Here is a 14,983-nt window from a genome sequence, read left to right as displayed (position 1 = left end):
CTGCAGTCCTTCGTCGGCTTTGGGGGAAATCTGCGGCAAACTTCTCTTGACCTTCCAGCGCGGGAATGGGGCAGACAGTCCCCCCCGAAACTGTGCGCAGGGCGGCATAACCGGCAGGTCAAGCAGGTTTGATCAGTGTCAGACCGTTTTGGTGTCGCCCGCGCCAAGCCAAAAAACAACCGAGTGAAACGAGCCGATGAACAAACTGACGCTATTTGTAGGCGGCGTACTGATCGCAGGCGCTGCCGTGTTCGCCTACAACCTCAGCCAACAACCTGCAGGGCACTCGATGGAGGTGCCTGACACCTCGTCGCTGTCGCAGGGGGATCCGATCGCGCAAGTCAGCGTGCCGGCGACGTTCAGTGCGCCGGCCCAGATGGGCAAGGTTGCCTTTGACGTCAAATGCGCAGCCTGCCACGGGGCGAATGCCACGGGGCTGGAAGGCCTGGCGCCGCCCTTGGTGCATAAGATCTACGAGCCCAGCCACCACGGGGACGAGGCCTTTCAGCGAGCGGTTCAATATGGTGTTCAGGCCCACCACTGGCGCTTTGGCGACATGCCGCCGGTCGCTGGCTTGACCCGTGCTGACGTGCAGGGCATCGTTGCCTATGTCAGGGAACTGCAGCGCGAGAACGGGATAAACTGAACCTTGCACAGCTCGGCGGACAGGATGATCGGACGGTGGATTCTGGCCTTGGGCCTGGTCCTGGCCGGTTTTCTGGTGTTCTCGGAACCCGCCTTTGCGCATGGAGGCGATGGGGGCACACATGCAGTTGTCGAACTGGAAGCATCCGACCCCGACCATGTCGAACAGGGCCACCCGGGCCATTGCCACGGCGGGGCCTTCTGCAACGGCGTGGCCATGACCGTGGCCGCGCCCGTCGTTTCCGCGCTGGTCTCAAGGATCAGCCGCCGTGCCATCCCGTCGGGCCGGTGCCGGATGTTGCCGGTGGCCCTGTTCGACCCGCCTCCGCCGCGCGTCGTGTCCTGAGTCAGGAACGGCCCCTTTCGGGGGGCGAGTTGAAGCAGACATACAGGACAAGATGATGACCCTTTTCAAACTGACGACGGGCGCCGTGCTGGCGTCGATGATTGCCGTGACCGCCCTGGCGCATGGTGGCGCCACCGGGATCGTGAAGGAACGCATGGACGGCATGTCCGCCATGAAGGACGCCATGAAGACCCTGACGCCGATGATGCAGGGCAAGATACCCTATGACGCCGCCACCGTCCGGCGCGCAGCCGAGACCATCGGCCGCCATGCCGGCGACAGCATGACCCGGCTGTTCCCCGAAGGCAGCGACGGCATGCCCTCCGAGGCCAAACCCGCGATCTGGCAGGACTGGGACGCCTTCGCCGAACTGGCCGAGCAGCTGCAGACCTATGCCGAGGGGCTGGCCCTTGCGGCCGACAACGGGCTGATGATGGCCGGTGCCGGGCAAGGGTCCGGTATGATGGGCGGATCGGGCATGATGGGCGGCGCCTTGATGATGGGGGGCGGGGCCATGACGGGCGGAACCCCCGGGCGCGAGGAGCTGTCCGAGATGCCCGCCGATGGCGTGTTCATGATGCTGGGCCAGACCTGCTCGGCCTGTCACACGCGGTTCCGGTCGGAATAGGGTGCCACGATGAAACGCATCTATCGTCTGGGCCTTGCCTCTGCCGTACTGGCCGCGGCGGGCGTGGCCGCCGTGGTTGCGTGGCCGATCGGTCTGACGCCGCAACTGCCCGACCTGACGGGCGAGGTTGACCGCGGGGCCTACCTGGCGCGGGCGGGCGGCTGCATCGCCTGCCACACCAACTTCGCCGAGGGCGGCGCGCCCCTGGCCGGCGGCGTCAAGCTCGAGACGCCGTTTTGCACGCTGTATTCCCCGAACCTGACAACCGACCCGGACCACGGCATCGGAGGCTGGTTGATCGAGGAATTCGCCAAGGCCGTACGCCAAGGCGTGGCGCCGGACGGGCAGCCCTATTACCCGGCCTTCCCGTACCCGTTCTACGCCGATTTCACCGATCAGGACATCGCCGACCTGTGGGCGGCGTTCCAGACCGTGCCCCCGGTGGCCACGCCGTCCCGCGCGCAGGAGATGGCCTTTCCCTTCAACCAGCGCTGGGGGCTGAAACTGTGGCGCGCGGCCTACCTTGATCCTCCGCGCACCGATCCGGTTCCCGGCAAAGGTGATGTGTGGAACCGCGGCCGGCTGCTGGTCGAAGGCGCCACCCACTGCGCCGCCTGCCACACCGGGCGCAATCTGCTGGGCGCCCGCAAGTCAGATACCGAGTACTTCAAGGGCAGTAATGCCCTGCCGGGCGGCGAAAAGGCGCCGGCCATCGACTCTGAAACCCTGGAGAGGCGGGGCTGGACGGTCGACAGCCTGGCCTATGCCCTGCGCACAGGCATCATGCCCGACGGTGACGTATTCGGTGGCGCGATGGGCGAGGTCGTGACCTACGGCACCCGCTTCCTGACCGAAGAAGACCACCGCGCCATGGCCACCTATCTGCTCAATGACCATGACGGAGGGTGAAAAGGTGGAGTCGGAGCGCCAAGCGATCTCGCCAATGATGAAATGGGGTACACCGGTGGCCGTTGTGATCATCGGTGTAGCCAGCGTTCAATGGTGGATGTCGAAAGGCGTGCCTGACGGTGCATCCGCCGATCCGCTACGTGGGGCGGCGCTTTATGCCGAGAACTGTGCATCGTGTCACGGGGCCAAGCTGGAGGGTCAGCCCGATTGGCAAACGCCTGATGCGGACGGCGTCCTGCCAGCCCCGCCGCATGATCGAACCGGTCACACCTGGCATCATGGCGATGGCCTGTTGTTCGACTATACCAAGCTGGGCGGCGAGGAGATGCTAAAGCGAATGGGAGTCTCGGGGGTCAAAAGCGGAATGCCGGGATTTGCCGACAGCCTGACCGATCAGGATATCCGGGACATCCTCGCGTTCATCAAGAACAGCTGGCCCGAGCGTGAACGCGCGATTCAACGCCAACGCACAGAGGCGGAAGCCCGTGAAGGCAACTGATTTTTAGCCGGGGTTGGCGCGTCAATTCTGTGACTGCTCAAGTCGGTTGGGCGAGATCACTACTCGCCTCCGCACGGCTGGGCCCCGTACAGGCCATCCTACGAGGCAAGCAGGCCCGACAGCTTGAGTGCCCCGGACTGCAGCAGTGGCAGGAATTGCTTCAGGCTTGTCAGATCGTGCCGCTGTGTGGGGGCGTGCACAGACAGAGTGGCCGCAAGCCGGTCATTCTCGTCAAAGACCGGAACCGCGACGGCGGCCATGCCGGGCATGAACTCCTCGTCGTCGGTCGAGTAACCGTTCTGGGCGATTTTGGCGATCTCGGCACGCATGGCCTTGGGGTCGGTAATGGTTTTCTCGGTGTTCGCGGTCAGTCCGCGGGCCGAGAGAAACCCATCCAAGGTGTTCCGGCGCAGGGTCGACAGGTACATCTTTCCGCTGGCGGTGCAGTGGAACGGCACCTGTGTCCCGATCGGCAGCTGGATTCTCAGCGGCCATTTGGTCTCGACCCGGTCGAGATAGATCATCCCCTCGCGGTCGGGGATGGCAAGGTTGCAGGTCTCACCAATTTCGTCGGCCACTCCGCGCAGGATGGCCAGGCGGGCCGTGCGCAGATGTTCAGACGAAACAGTGTTCACGGACAACTGCCGCAACCGGGGGCCGGGCCCGTAGGACCGGCCGTCCAGATCACGTTGAAGGAACCCTTCGGCCTCGGCCGTCTGCAGCAGCCGGTGGACCGTCGGCTTTGCCAGACCCAACGCTTCGATCAGGTCTGCCGGTTTGACCGCGACCCCGCGCCGCGCGACCTCTTCCAAGATCAGCAACAGGCGCAGGTTCGTTGGAATCTGGGTGTCCTTGTCTTGTGTGTCCGTCGCGGTCATCCGGCTACAGTCTAGTTTTTCGGCAGCAGTATCAAGGCCAGATCAGGCACCAGTGACACCAGAATCCAGACCGAGAGCAACGCCACCAGATAAGGCACCGTATACCGCAGAAGCCGGAAATACGGCACGCCCGTAACTCCCGAGGCGACATACAGGTTCAGCCCGTATGGCGGTGTGATGAAGCCGATGGATGCTCCGACAAGGAAGATCACCGAGAAGTGGATCGGATCAATCCCGACCGAAGCTGCGATCGGTGCCAGAATCGGAGCCAGAATGATGGTCACCGGCAGGCTCTCCAGAACCATGCCCGAGAAAAACACGATCACCATCGAGGTGAACAGAACAGCATGGTAGCCCCCCATCGAGGTCACGAAATTGCCGATCGTTTCCTGGGCACCCAACAGGGAAAGGATCTGCTGCATTACCACCGAGATGGCAATCAGAGGCGCCAGGATCCCGGTGATCTGTGCCGAACGTATGACGATTGACGGGATCTCGGGGATCGTGAAACCCTCGACCACCAGCATTTCGGCAAAGCTCTTGTCCGTTGGGGAAACATCGTCGCGGGCGCCCATGATCCGGTTGATCGGATAACTCACCAGCCCGGCGATGACGCAGAAGCCAACGGTGACCCCGGCGGCCTCGGTCGGAGAGAACTTGCCGGTGTAGATGCCCCACAGCACAAGACCGATGGCAAAAAAGCCCAGCCATGCGCCGAAGGCGGTTTTCAGAACGCGGTTCAGCTGCAGCGGGATCAGGTGACCCCAGCCGTTCATGCGGCAGATGATCCAGCAGGCAAACTGCATCCCGATCACCATCAGCGCGCCGGGCAGGATGCCGGCAACGAACAGCTCGGAAATCGGCAGGTTCATCAGGAACCCATAGACGATGAAGATGATCGACGGCGGGATGATGATCCCGACCGTGCCGCCCGCTGCGGCCGTCGCCGCGCTGAAGCGTTCGTCATAGCCGCCTTTGACCATCTCGGGGTGCAGCATCGATCCGATCGTGGCTGTCGTGGCCGAGTTCGACCCCGAGATCGCCGCGAACAACCCGCAGGCCCCAAGCGAAGCCATCGCCAGACCGCCGCGTATCCATCCGAGACAGGCATAGGCGAAGTCGCTGAGCCTTCGGGCGATACCCGACTTGTTGATCAGGTCTCCGGTCAGGATGAACAGGGGCATGGCCAGCAGCGCGAAGCCCTTGTTGAACACGTTCAAAAGCTCGGCGCCCATGTTGTCGAGCGTCAGGCCCAGAACAAACGAGCAGCCGATCACCCAGTAACCGATGACCAGAAGGACCGGCACGCCCAACATGAACAGGAATGTCACGCCGAGCGAAATCAAAGTAACCCAAGTTCCGTCTGCCATCAGTCTGCCCCGATCACGGCCTGCTTGATCAGCGGCTCGCCTGTTTTGAAGTTGCGCAGATCGTCCGCAAGGTTCTGGAACACTCGGCCGACCATAAGAAAGAATGACAACGGTGCCGCCAGCAGGAACCACCACTGCATGACGTTGTCCGTGCCCAGAACGATCTGGAAGTTGGACGCTGACAAGGCCACCAGCCGCGACGTGGTCACGATGACGATGACCGCGAAGATGAACCACAGCACCGCGTCCAGGATCAGGCAGGCCAACTGCCCGCCGCGTGGCATCGCGGTCCGGAATTCGCTAAAGCTCAGATGCGTTCTGAGGCGCACGTTGTAGGAGGCCCCGAACCACGCCATCACCATGAACAGCAAGGGTGGAATCGTTGTGGACCAGGGTTCCTGGTCATTGAAGACGAACCTGTCGATCACGCCCCAGAAGATGATCAGCGCAATGGCGAGATAGGAATACACCATCACGGATCGTTCCAGATGGCGCTCGATGAAGGGAACCTTGCGATAGATCAGCATTACCAGAAGCCCGCCCAGCGCAGCAACGACGGCGCCGACAACCCACGCTGCGTCGGACTCCAACGCTGATTGAATTTCAAAGGAATCCTGGCTGAGAAAGGCGCTGAATATCGCGCCGATGTCTGCCCAAAATGACATGAACCCCGTCCTCCCAGTCGGTCTTCGGATGAACCGGCCCACGCGGGGCCGGTTCAAATCAGTTTATCAGGCTTGGCCCATCCACCAACGGCGCGGCTCGACATTTTCCGGCAGGGTGTCTGCCGGGATCTCGCGCGCGATGTCGTAGATCTCCTGATAGGTGTCGATGCCGCCGGCCCATTTGTTCAGACGCTCGCGCCATTCCGCCCAGGGTTCCGGGTTGAAGTTCGGGGCACACATTTCCTCGGCCAGCTTGATCTGGTCGTCCGGCAGGAAGGCCGCACGCACTCCGTTCTCGGCAAAGATCGTGTTGGGCAGCTGCGGATCCGAGAAGCCGACCGTGTTCAGCAGCGCGGCTTCGTTCGCACCCTGGATCAGCGCCTGCGTGAAATAGGACGATTCCATGACCGCATCCTGCAGCTCGCCGCCCAGGCTGTCGAAGACCTTGGCCGACATCGACGTGTGTTCGGTGCCGCAGAAGAACTTGAGGTTGACCGACTGGGAAACGACCGGCGCCATGTTCGCGTAGGCCACCGCCGATGCCCAGGTTTCGGCACCATCGATCAGACCGGTCTTCAGCGCATCCAGCGTTTCTTCCCAGGCCACCGGAACCGGGTTCAGGTTCAGCAGCTGCATCGCGATCCGACCCAGCTGAGTGCCGGTCACGCGGTTCTTGGTGCCAAACAGCTCTTCCAGTTTGGTGACGGTGGGCTTGTCCGCAAAGGTCGACCCCATCTGAAGCCCGCGCAATTCGCAGTGGGTGAACAGGAACTTCAACCCGTGGCGCTTCTCGAGCGGCTCGCGCAGGATGCGCTGGCTGGCGGGGCTGTAGAAGAAATGATACTGCGCCGCGCGGCTCGGGAACATGTAGGCATAGTCCAACACGTTCAGATAGGGTGCGCCACCGGCCGAGTTCTGGGTCGAAGCCGCGTAAATGTCCACGATGCCCTGCTGGGTTTTCTCGACACAGCTCAGCTGACCGCAGATCTGGTTGTCGCCGATGAACTCAATGCGAATCTCACCGTCCGTGCGCTCTTCGAGGTCGCGGGCGAACTCGATGGCGCCGGCCCGTTCGATGAGAAGGTTGCGCGTGTTGAAACCTGCCGCGCCGAATTTCAGCGTATGCTTGGGTTCTTTCGAGAATCGTTTTTCATACGTGGATTCAGCCGCCTGCGCGAGATTGGCAAGGCTCATGGCCCCACCGAAACCCCCTGCTGCCAGCAGAGTGGAGCTCATGCCATAGCGTCCGGCAACGCGGAAAAAGTCCCGCCGTGAAATGCCACTTAACTTTCGTCCGATCTCCATTGCTATCCTCCCGTTTCGCAATTATTGAGACGTTTTGTATCAAAAAATGCTAGCTTAATTCATGCATCTTGCATAGGATTTTTTTAGCAACTTCGGGAGGAGCCGATCATGGAAGTGGACTATGTGATTGTCGGTGCCGGTTCTGCGGGATGTGTCATCGCCAATCGGCTTAGTGCTGATCCCCAAGCCAAAGTTGCGTTGATCGAGGCGGGCGGACCAGACACCAACCCATGGATTCACATCCCGGTCGGGTACTTCAAGACCATGCACAACCCCTCGGTCGATTGGTGTTATCGCACCGAGCCTGACCCGGGCCTGAATGGGCGTTCCATTGATTGGCCGCGCGGAAAAGTATTGGGCGGGTCGTCCTCGTTGAACGGGCTTCTCTATGTTCGCGGGCAGAAGGAGGATTACGACCGCTGGCGCCAGATGGGAAACGTCGGTTGGGGCTGGGACGATGTTTTGCCCCTGTTCAAACGCAGCGAAGATCAAGAGCGTGGAGAGGATGAGTATCACGGCGTAGGTGGCCCGCTGTCCGTCTCCAATATGCGCATACAGCGCCCTATCTGCGATGCCTGGGTCGCCGCGGCGCAGGCCGCAGGCTACCCGTTCAATCCCGACTACAACGGTGCCAACCAGGAGGGCGTCGGGTATTTTCAGCTGACTACGCGCAACGGTCGTCGTTGCAGTGCGGCCGTCGCCTATCTCAAGCCCATCCGCAACCGGCAGAACCTGACGATCATCACGCGCGCGCTGGTGGCGCGGGTTGCCATGGACGGCAAGCGCGCAACAGGCGTCGTTTACCGCGATCGGTCGGGCGAAACCAAAACGCTGAAAGCCCGTCGCGAGGTCATCCTGTCCGGGGGGGCAATCAACTCTCCGCAGATCCTGATGCTGTCAGGCATTGGTGACCCCGATCATTTGAAGGCAAACGGAATCGAACCCGTTCACGCCTTGCCGAACGTCGGCAAGGGGCTGCAGGATCACCTGCAGGCGCGTCTGGTATTCAAGTGCAACGAGCCGACCCTGAACGATGAAGTGCGGAGCCTGTTCAACCAGGCCCGCATCGCGCTGAAATACGCGTTCTTCCGGGCCGGTCCCATGACCATGGCGGCCAGTCTGGCAACTGGTTTCATGAAGACCCGTCCCGATGTTCAAACCCCGGACATCCAATTTCACGTCCAGCCCTGGTCGGCGGACAGCCCTGGCGAAGGCGTGCACCCGTTTTCGGCCTTTACGATGTCGGTCTGCCAACTCAGGCCGGAAAGCCGTGGAGAGTTGCGGTTGGATGGACCGGACCCTGCCAGCTATGTCAAAATCATCCCGGATTATCTGTCGACAGAGACCGATTGCCGAACGATTGTCGCGGGCGTCAACATCGCTCGCAACATTGCGCGCCACAATCCGTTGGCCTCAAAGATCTCCGAGGAGTTCCGACCGACCGCGGATCTGTCCTGTGATGACTATGAGGGGACGTTGGACTGGGCGCGTTCGAATTCAGTGTCGATCTATCATCCGACCGGAACCTGCGCGATGGGTACGACCGACGCGGCCGTTGTCGGACCTGATTTGAAGGTAAAAGGGATCGAGGGGTTGCGCGTTGCAGATTGCTCGATCATGCCGGAAATCGTCAGCGGAAACACCAATGCGCCCGCCATCATGATCGGTGAGAAGGCCAGCGATCTGATCGCGGGACGCGGCTGACACAGAGTCTGTCGGCCAGTTATTGGCTGGGTAAGGTCAGAGCGTCATTCGACGGGCAATCCGAATACCGCGATTGCTGCGCCAAGAATGCAGAACAGTGCAAACACCAACGCGCGGAAGGGCAGGTTGTGCTGAGACGCCGACCGGGCCGCGATGCCGGCCTGCAGCGCGTAATAGGCTGCAAAGGCGCGCGACGCATAGCTGATGATTTCAAAGACATTCGATGTCCAGGTCAGTATCAACCCGACGCCGACCAGAACGGTATAGGCGGTCCGTTCAGAGACGCGCCCGCCTGAAATCTCGGACAGCAGTCCACCGGACCCGCTGGTATCCGCGACAGCGGCGCTGAACTGGGCCGACAGGGCCGCAATAACCAGAAGAACGGGCAGTATCGGGGCGACGACCTGCATCAGGTCAATGATCGCCGTTTCGTCCAGAACCAAGCCGCCCGGTTCGACCGAATAGGTCAACAGGCCGATATAGATCAGGTAAACCGCGCTTGCGATCAACTGGGCCCACCGCATGGAGCGAATGCGCGTTTCCGCATCATAGGCGTGGCCGAGGTAACGCGAGGTTTCAAATCCCTGCACTGTTACGATCAGGCCTGCCAACAACATGAACGCGTGCGAGCCGCGCTCGGCCGGCGGGTCAAAGACAAGCGCATCGTGGCTGTATTGCTCGGCGAAATACGTGGCAAGTCCGACAAGCAGCCCGGCGATGATTGCCAGTTTCAGGCCGACTGAAATCTGCTCCAACCGTTCCAGCGCGGAAAACCCCCGGGTGCAGCCAACGAAAAGGATCAGCACAAGCACGCCCGAGGTCACAAGGCGGGCATGAAACGCGTCATCCACCTGGGTCAAGCTCACGCCAAACGAGCCGAACAGGTTCAGGTAGTAGGCGACCGAAATGAAGTAGGCAAAAGACAGGCTTGCCGACGCGACCCTTTCGGCCCGCTCGATACCGGCACCCCGGTCGGATCTGTGCGCAATGTCGCGGATGTTGTATCGAATTGCGCTTCCAAACCCCCAGGCCGCGGCGCAGAGGCCCAGCATGGCAAGCGGCGCCAGATCGCCAAAACTGACGTCCAGGATTGGACCAAGAACAAGGAACCCGCTGCCGATGATCGACGCCAGCGGGGTGATCGAGGCTCTCCACATCCGGGAATTGGCGACACGTGGCCAAACCAGAATGGCCAAGACCACCACGACCGCGGCCAGGATCAACGTATTCTGCAACTCGGTCGTCAAGGGAACGGTTCGGCCTCGCTAGTGCTCGTCGGGACGCCGCTGGTGGGGGTTCAATCGCTGAGGGGCGATCATGGTATGTGTACCGGCATCCAAGGTCGCTCAGATTTACCAATCAGCGGTATCCCGTTCAACTCTGGCGCTTGGTTGTGCCGCGTTCCATCGCCTTTTCCCAAGCCAGATGGCGGGCGCGTCAAAAAAACCGGGTGGCTGTCAACGTCTTGTTGCATCGCTCGTGCAAGGTCTTCCGGCACGCAAATATGACGTGACGTGCCGGGGTATGAGTTGGACATTTCGCGTGTAATCCATCAGGTTCCGGGCAACACAGCTCCGGTCGCTCGGCCCTTGTATGGCCGCGTTCGGCGCGCAATATTCGCAGGTTGAACCAGATGCAGTATCACAACAAACCCTATGATCAGCTCAACATCGGGGACACGGCCGAACTGAAGCGTCTGTGCACCGAGGATGACTTTTATGCCTTCGCCGCGAATTCGGGCAATCACAACCCGCTGCACCTGGCCCATGAAGACGGGGACGGAGACGACCGGCCCGAAGCGGTAGCGCCATCGCTGTTCGTGGGCGCGCTGATTTCGGCAGTTCTGGGAAACATCCTTCCCGGGGCCGGGACGCTTTACAAATCGCAACAGTTCGACTTCGTGGGCCGTGCCATGGCCGGGGACGAGCTTTTGGCGCGTGTGGTCGTCACCGAAAAGCGTGCAAACCGCGAGGTGGTCCTGGATACCACCGTCACCCGATGCAGGGATTATGCGGTCATCGTCAGCGGCAAAGCCGTGGTAATAGCGCCGGACCGCGCCCTGTCGTTCCGCGAAATCGAGGTTCCCGGCCTGATCGTTCAGCGGCACCGTCACTTCGACGCGTTGCTGGAGAAATCCCGGCCGCTGGATCCCATCCCGACCGCCGTCGTCGCGCCGGAGGACCCGAACTCGCTGGGCGGCGCGATCCTGGCTGCGCGGGAAACGATCATTGAGCCGATACTTGTCGGTCGCCCGGACCTGATCGGGCAGGCGGCGCAGGAACTGGGCGAAAAGCTGGATGGTTTCGAGATTGTCGCCGCGGAAGAGCACAGCGAAGCCGCCCGCATCGCCGTCGACCTTGTGGTCGAAGGCCGGGCCGGGGCGCTGATGAAGGGGCATCTGCACACCGATGATCTGCTGAGGGCCGCATTGCGGAAGGATCAGGGATTGCGCGCGGGCCGGCGCTTTACCCATGTTTTCGTCATGGACGTGCCCGGGCAACCGCACCCGCTGCTGGTGACCGACGCCGCGATCAATATCGAGCCCGATCTGCAAACCAAGATCGACATTACCCAGAACGCGATTGATCTGGCGATCTCGATCGGGATGGAAACGCCCAAGGTCGGCGTTCTGTCGGCGGTCGAGACGGTGAACCCGGCCATTCGGTCCTCGATCGACGCGGCGTTGCTGTCCAAAATGGCTGAACGGGGCCAGATCATAGGAGGCTTGGTCGACGGTCCGCTGGCCATGGACAATGCGGTCAGCATGGCCGCAGCACGGATCAAGGGGATCGTCTCGCCAGTGGCCGGACAGGCCGACATACTTGTGGTTCCGAACCTGGATGCGGGCAACATGCTGGCCAAACAGCTGACATATATCGCCAACGCCGAAGCGGCAGGGGTGGTTCTGGGGGCGAAGGTGCCGATCATCCTGAACAGCCGCGCGGATGACGACAAGGCGCGTTTGGCATCCTGCGCCGTGGCTGCCCTGCACGCCGCCCGCATTGCCGGGGGGCGGTCATGAGCCATGTCATCACGCTGAACGCAGGCTCGTCGTCTCTGAAGTTCGGGCTGTTTTCGTTGCCATCCGATGACCCGGTTGCAATCTGCACCGGAATCGTGGATCGCATCGGTGCCGCTGGCGCGACCATCCGCGCCAAAACGTCGGATGGCCGCACGTTGGGCGGTGATGTCGCAGACGGGATTGCCGATCATCACGAGGCCCTGAACCATGTTCTGGACCTGATCGTCCAGCAATTTCCCGCGGCCAATATTGCAGCCGTCGGCCACCGCATCGTTCATGGTGGTCCTGACCACGATCAACCGATCTTGCTGACGCCGGAAAGCCTTGCAGCGCTTGACGAACTCTCGCCCTTCGCACCATTGCATCAACCTTATAACCTCAGCGGTGTTCGTGCCTCGGTCGAGCGGTTCCCCGATGCGGTGCAGGTTGCCTGTTTCGACACCGCCTTTCACCGCAGTCACCCCTGGGTCAACGATACGTTTGCCTTGCCGACCGAGTATTATGACAAGGGCGTTCGCCGCTATGGGTTTCACGGCCTCAGCTACGAATACATCTCGGGCCATCTGGCCAAAACCGCACCGCTGCTGCATGGCGGCCGGGTCATCGTGGCGCATCTGGGCAACGGCGCGTCGATGTGCGGTATGATCCACGGCCGCTCGGTCGGGTCCAGCATGGGGTTCTCGGCCATAGACGGTCTGCCCATGGGAACCCGATGCGGCCAGTTGGATCCCGGTGTCGTCCTCTACCTCATGGACCAGAAGGGCATGAGCGTGGATGAGATCACCGAACTTCTGTATCGCAAATCCGGTCTGCTGGGTCTGTCCGGTCTGTCCAGCGACATGCGCACGCTGGAAAAGTCTGACAGCGGCAGCGCGCGCCGGGCCATCAGCTATTTCAATTTTCGTGCGCGGCGTGAACTCGGTGCCCTTGCGGCTGTGCTGGGTGGGCTGGATGCGGTGGTGTTCACTGGTGGGATCGGCGAGAATTCTGCGCTGGTGCGCGAAAGGATTTGCGTCAACATGGGGTGGTTGGGGATTGAACTGGACCATGATGCCAATACGGACCACGCCCGGATCATCTCGACACCGCTGTCCCGGGTTCAGGTCATGGTAATCCCCACCAACGAGGAACTGGTGATCGCCCGTGCGGCTGCTCGCTTCGTCTATCCGCACATGTACGAGACGCTATTGGACAAAGCGAGCCCAGCAGCGCTACCACCGGCCGGTGGTTCGGGGCCTGAGTGATCAGACGCTAGACGTCAGCGAAGGGTCTTCGGCGAATTTTTCGCAAAAAATGTCTCTCTACGGGAAACCCCCAATTTCGGGCATAGGTGGGCTGGGCTATTGTCTGATTAACCAAGGTCAAACTTGGCCTACCACTTTCCCCGAAGAGGGGCTGGCTACCTACCCCCTCAGCCGGCCCCTCAAAAACCCCCAAAAAAGTTGAATCCCTTGACAGCCAAAGCCTTAGAGCCCGGTACCAGATAAGCCCGTGATGCGCATTGCCAGGTCAGGGAGGCGCGCAAAGTCGTCGAAGCTGGCCAAATGGGGAAGTTCCGAGACCGGCGACTTTCGATACCCTTCCGAATACAGAATAAATGGGACTTGGGCACGTTGGGCGGTTTCTGCGTCCACTTCGCTGTCGCCCACAAAGACCCGCGCGTCGTTTGTGCCCAGTGCCTCGAACGTGGCGGTCAGGTGGGCGGGGTCGGGTTTGCGGGATTTCACTGTATCTCCGCCGATCACCACGTCGAAGAACTGCGCCAGATCCAGAACCTCAAGGATATGCTGCGCGGGCGCTTCCGGTTTGTTGGTGCAGACCCCTAGCGCGATATTTGCAGCCCGCAGTCGTCGCAGAGCGTCTTTGACACCTGGATAAGGCCTGGTGATCGCACTTGATGCCTGGCTGTAATGGTTCAGCGTGACCTGTGTCAGTTCGGAATGGCGCTCAATGCTCAGTCCGCAGTGGAGGATCACGCGCTCAACCAGTTTTGGCAGACCATTGCCGACGAATCCCCGGATCGTTTCTTCGGGCAGGGGCGCATAGCCCTGATCGGCCAGCATCCGGTTCGCTGCTGCCGCAATGTCGGCCAGGCTGTCCACCAGCGTGCCATCCAGATCAAACACGATTGCCGCCGTCATCTCCGCTCCCGTCTCTAAGTGCCGAGACCCGGCCTAACGGGCCTGCCGCAAGGGCGCAATGGTTCGGTGTGCGAATAGCAGGAAACCGGCACTTGACATACCTTAGTATTTTTATCAGATTAAGCGCGAAGACACGCAGCCAACCCGGTTCCGGGCCAGCCAGATCCATGAAAGTTGAACGGAAAAGGCGCTTTGCCTGAACACAACCGGAGATGACCCGATGAACGCGCAGAACCCGAATCCGACCCAAGCCTATGCCGTTTCGATGCTGCCAGCCCACAAGGCCGAGGACCTGACGCAGGGCGGCAACCTGGCCCATATTGAGCTGGGCGACCAGCTGTATACCCTGCGCATCACCCGCGCGGGCAAATTGATCCTGACGAAATGAGCGGCGCATCGACCCGGGGCGGCGCCCCGGTCGGGCGGCTGGCCGATCTGACCCCGATCGAGGCCGGCGCCGTCATGTATCTGCGGATGTGGAGTGACGGTGCCGCCAGCCGTGCCGACGCGGCGCATGACTTCGACATCGCGCTGGGCGCCGATCATGGGCAACTGGCCATGCTGGCGCTGGATCGTCTGTGCAGCCTGTGTGCCCATCACGCCCGCCGCCCCCTGATCCGGCACGGGCTGGGCTGCGCCTGTCTGGGCGCGGACGAAAGCTGTTTCGCGCAGATGATCGCGGCGGCCTCGGAAGGAGCGCGCGAGGATGCGATGATGCTGGCCGCCTTGATCGTACGCCCCGATTTCGCGCCCGCACTGGCGTCACTGTCCGAAGAGTTCGGGCTGGCCCTGCGGCGCATGACCGCCGCCATCCCGCTGCCGACCACCGGCCATCAGACCCCCTCGGCCGTGCTGCACTGACAGCGCGGTT

Annotated in this window: 16 protein-coding genes; 10 read left to right on the top strand and 6 right to left on the bottom strand. The window is 61.6% G+C overall.

Annotated elements, in window-relative coordinates; translation table 11 throughout:
- Positions 1-196: 196 nt before the first annotated feature.
- From ACR0MM_RS07425 to ACR0MM_RS07405, 5 genes are all read left to right on the top strand, one after another.
- Positions 197-646 carry a c-type cytochrome gene (locus ACR0MM_RS07425; protein ID WP_475144890.1) on the top strand — a complete coding sequence of 150 codons (450 nt, stop codon included), beginning with the start codon at positions 197-199 and terminating at the stop codon, positions 644-646.
- Between the two features lie 24 nt (positions 647-670).
- Complete coding sequence (locus ACR0MM_RS07420) at positions 671-991, top strand: hypothetical protein (protein WP_480695293.1); 321 nt, start codon at positions 671-673, stop codon at positions 989-991.
- A 55-nt stretch (positions 992-1,046) separates the two neighbouring features.
- A complete protein-coding gene (locus tag ACR0MM_RS07415) occupies positions 1,047-1,619 on the top strand; it encodes a c-type cytochrome (protein WP_480695291.1) in 573 nt (190 codons plus the stop codon).
- A gap of 9 nt (positions 1,620-1,628) precedes the next feature.
- Positions 1,629-2,528 (top strand): c-type cytochrome, encoded by a 900-nt coding sequence (locus ACR0MM_RS07410; protein WP_480695289.1) that lies wholly within the window; start codon positions 1,629-1,631, stop codon positions 2,526-2,528.
- Positions 2,529-2,625: 97 nt separating this feature from the next.
- Positions 2,626-3,027, top strand: a complete 402-nt coding sequence (locus ACR0MM_RS07405) for a c-type cytochrome (protein ID WP_480695354.1) — start codon at positions 2,626-2,628, stop codon at positions 3,025-3,027.
- A 98-nt stretch (positions 3,028-3,125) separates the two neighbouring features.
- Here the strand turns inward: ACR0MM_RS07405 and ACR0MM_RS07400 are convergent, their stop codons facing one another.
- The 4 genes from ACR0MM_RS07400 to ACR0MM_RS07385 all read right to left on the bottom strand — a co-directional run bounded on the left by ACR0MM_RS07400 (position 3,126) and on the right by ACR0MM_RS07385 (position 7,245).
- Positions 3,126-3,905: an IclR family transcriptional regulator gene (locus ACR0MM_RS07400; protein WP_480695287.1), complete on the bottom strand. Its 780-nt coding sequence runs from the start codon at positions 3,903-3,905 to the stop codon at positions 3,126-3,128.
- An 11-nt stretch (positions 3,906-3,916) separates the two neighbouring features.
- On the bottom strand, positions 3,917-5,275 hold the full coding sequence (locus tag ACR0MM_RS07395) for a TRAP transporter large permease (RefSeq protein WP_093962896.1): 1,359 nt from the start codon (positions 5,273-5,275) through the stop codon (positions 3,917-3,919).
- A complete protein-coding gene (locus ACR0MM_RS07390; protein WP_093962895.1) occupies positions 5,275-5,940 on the bottom strand; it encodes a TRAP transporter small permease in 666 nt (221 codons plus the stop codon). Before ACR0MM_RS07390 ends, ACR0MM_RS07395 begins: the two co-directional genes overlap by 1 nt.
- Positions 5,941-6,006: 66 nt before the next feature.
- On the bottom strand, positions 6,007-7,245 hold the full coding sequence (locus ACR0MM_RS07385) for a TRAP transporter substrate-binding protein (protein ID WP_093962894.1): 1,239 nt from the start codon (positions 7,243-7,245) through the stop codon (positions 6,007-6,009).
- Between the two features lie 108 nt (positions 7,246-7,353).
- On the opposite strand from ACR0MM_RS07385, the gene ACR0MM_RS07380 reads away from it, so the two are divergent.
- A complete protein-coding gene (locus ACR0MM_RS07380; protein WP_480695285.1) occupies positions 7,354-8,949 on the top strand; it encodes a GMC family oxidoreductase in 1,596 nt (531 codons plus the stop codon).
- A gap of 44 nt (positions 8,950-8,993) precedes the next feature.
- Here the strand turns inward: ACR0MM_RS07380 and ACR0MM_RS07375 are convergent, their stop codons facing one another.
- Positions 8,994-10,196, bottom strand: a complete 1,203-nt coding sequence (locus ACR0MM_RS07375; protein WP_480695283.1) for an APC family permease — start codon at positions 10,194-10,196, stop codon at positions 8,994-8,996.
- A 386-nt stretch (positions 10,197-10,582) separates the two neighbouring features.
- Between ACR0MM_RS07375 and ACR0MM_RS07370 the strand changes: the two genes are divergently transcribed.
- Entirely contained in the window at positions 10,583-11,971 is a 1,389-nt protein-coding gene (locus ACR0MM_RS07370; protein ID WP_480695281.1) for a bifunctional enoyl-CoA hydratase/phosphate acetyltransferase, read from the top strand.
- Entirely contained in the window at positions 11,968-13,215 is a 1,248-nt protein-coding gene (locus ACR0MM_RS07365; protein WP_170370957.1) for an acetate/propionate family kinase, read from the top strand. Before ACR0MM_RS07370 ends, ACR0MM_RS07365 begins: the two co-directional genes overlap by 4 nt.
- Positions 13,216-13,437: 222 nt before the next feature.
- Here ACR0MM_RS07365 and gph read toward each other — a convergent pair whose 3' ends face one another.
- Positions 13,438-14,112, bottom strand: coding sequence for a phosphoglycolate phosphatase (gene gph, locus ACR0MM_RS07360; RefSeq protein ID WP_170366743.1), 675 nt, complete (start codon positions 14,110-14,112; stop codon positions 13,438-13,440).
- Between the two features lie 220 nt (positions 14,113-14,332).
- On the opposite strand from gph, the gene hemP reads away from it, so the two are divergent.
- Positions 14,333-14,500, top strand: coding sequence for a hemin uptake protein HemP (gene hemP, locus ACR0MM_RS07355; protein ID WP_005978533.1), 168 nt, complete (start codon positions 14,333-14,335; stop codon positions 14,498-14,500).
- On the top strand, positions 14,497-14,973 hold the full coding sequence (locus tag ACR0MM_RS07350) for a hypothetical protein (protein ID WP_480695279.1): 477 nt from the start codon (positions 14,497-14,499) through the stop codon (positions 14,971-14,973). The genes hemP and ACR0MM_RS07350 overlap by 4 nt, the downstream gene beginning before the upstream one ends.
- The last annotated feature ends 10 nt before the right edge of the window (positions 14,974-14,983 follow it).

The sequence above is a fragment of the Ruegeria sp. BC6 genome, assembly GCF_056539185.1.
This window is presented reverse-complemented; position numbering and strand designations above follow the sequence as displayed.

Excerpts from the sequence above, each read along its gene's own strand:
- ACR0MM_RS07410 (WP_480695289.1), top strand. The coding sequence starts at position 1,629 with ATGAAACGCATCTATCGTCTGGGCCTTGCCTCTGCCGTACTGGCCGCG.
- gph (WP_170366743.1), bottom strand. The coding sequence starts at position 14,112 with ATGACGGCGGCAATCGTGTTTGATCTGGATGGCACGCTGGTGGACAGC.
- ACR0MM_RS07385 (WP_093962894.1), bottom strand. The coding sequence starts at position 7,245 with ATGGAGATCGGACGAAAGTTAAGTGGCATTTCACGGCGGGACTTTTTC.
- ACR0MM_RS07350 (WP_480695279.1), top strand. The coding sequence starts at position 14,497 with ATGAGCGGCGCATCGACCCGGGGCGGCGCCCCGGTCGGGCGGCTGGCC.
- ACR0MM_RS07425 (WP_475144890.1), top strand. The coding sequence starts at position 197 with ATGAACAAACTGACGCTATTTGTAGGCGGCGTACTGATCGCAGGCGCT.
- ACR0MM_RS07370 (WP_480695281.1), top strand. The coding sequence starts at position 10,583 with ATGCAGTATCACAACAAACCCTATGATCAGCTCAACATCGGGGACACG.
- hemP (WP_005978533.1), top strand. The coding sequence starts at position 14,333 with ATGAACGCGCAGAACCCGAATCCGACCCAAGCCTATGCCGTTTCGATG.
- ACR0MM_RS07400 (WP_480695287.1), bottom strand. The coding sequence starts at position 3,905 with ATGACCGCGACGGACACACAAGACAAGGACACCCAGATTCCAACGAAC.
- ACR0MM_RS07415 (WP_480695291.1), top strand. The coding sequence starts at position 1,047 with ATGACCCTTTTCAAACTGACGACGGGCGCCGTGCTGGCGTCGATGATT.
- ACR0MM_RS07395 (WP_093962896.1), bottom strand. The coding sequence starts at position 5,275 with ATGGCAGACGGAACTTGGGTTACTTTGATTTCGCTCGGCGTGACATTC.
- ACR0MM_RS07380 (WP_480695285.1), top strand. The coding sequence starts at position 7,354 with ATGGAAGTGGACTATGTGATTGTCGGTGCCGGTTCTGCGGGATGTGTC.
- ACR0MM_RS07420 (WP_480695293.1), top strand. The coding sequence starts at position 671 with ATGATCGGACGGTGGATTCTGGCCTTGGGCCTGGTCCTGGCCGGTTTT.
- ACR0MM_RS07365 (WP_170370957.1), top strand. The coding sequence starts at position 11,968 with ATGAGCCATGTCATCACGCTGAACGCAGGCTCGTCGTCTCTGAAGTTC.
- ACR0MM_RS07405 (WP_480695354.1), top strand. The coding sequence starts at position 2,626 with ATGTCGAAAGGCGTGCCTGACGGTGCATCCGCCGATCCGCTACGTGGG.
- ACR0MM_RS07390 (WP_093962895.1), bottom strand. The coding sequence starts at position 5,940 with ATGTCATTTTGGGCAGACATCGGCGCGATATTCAGCGCCTTTCTCAGC.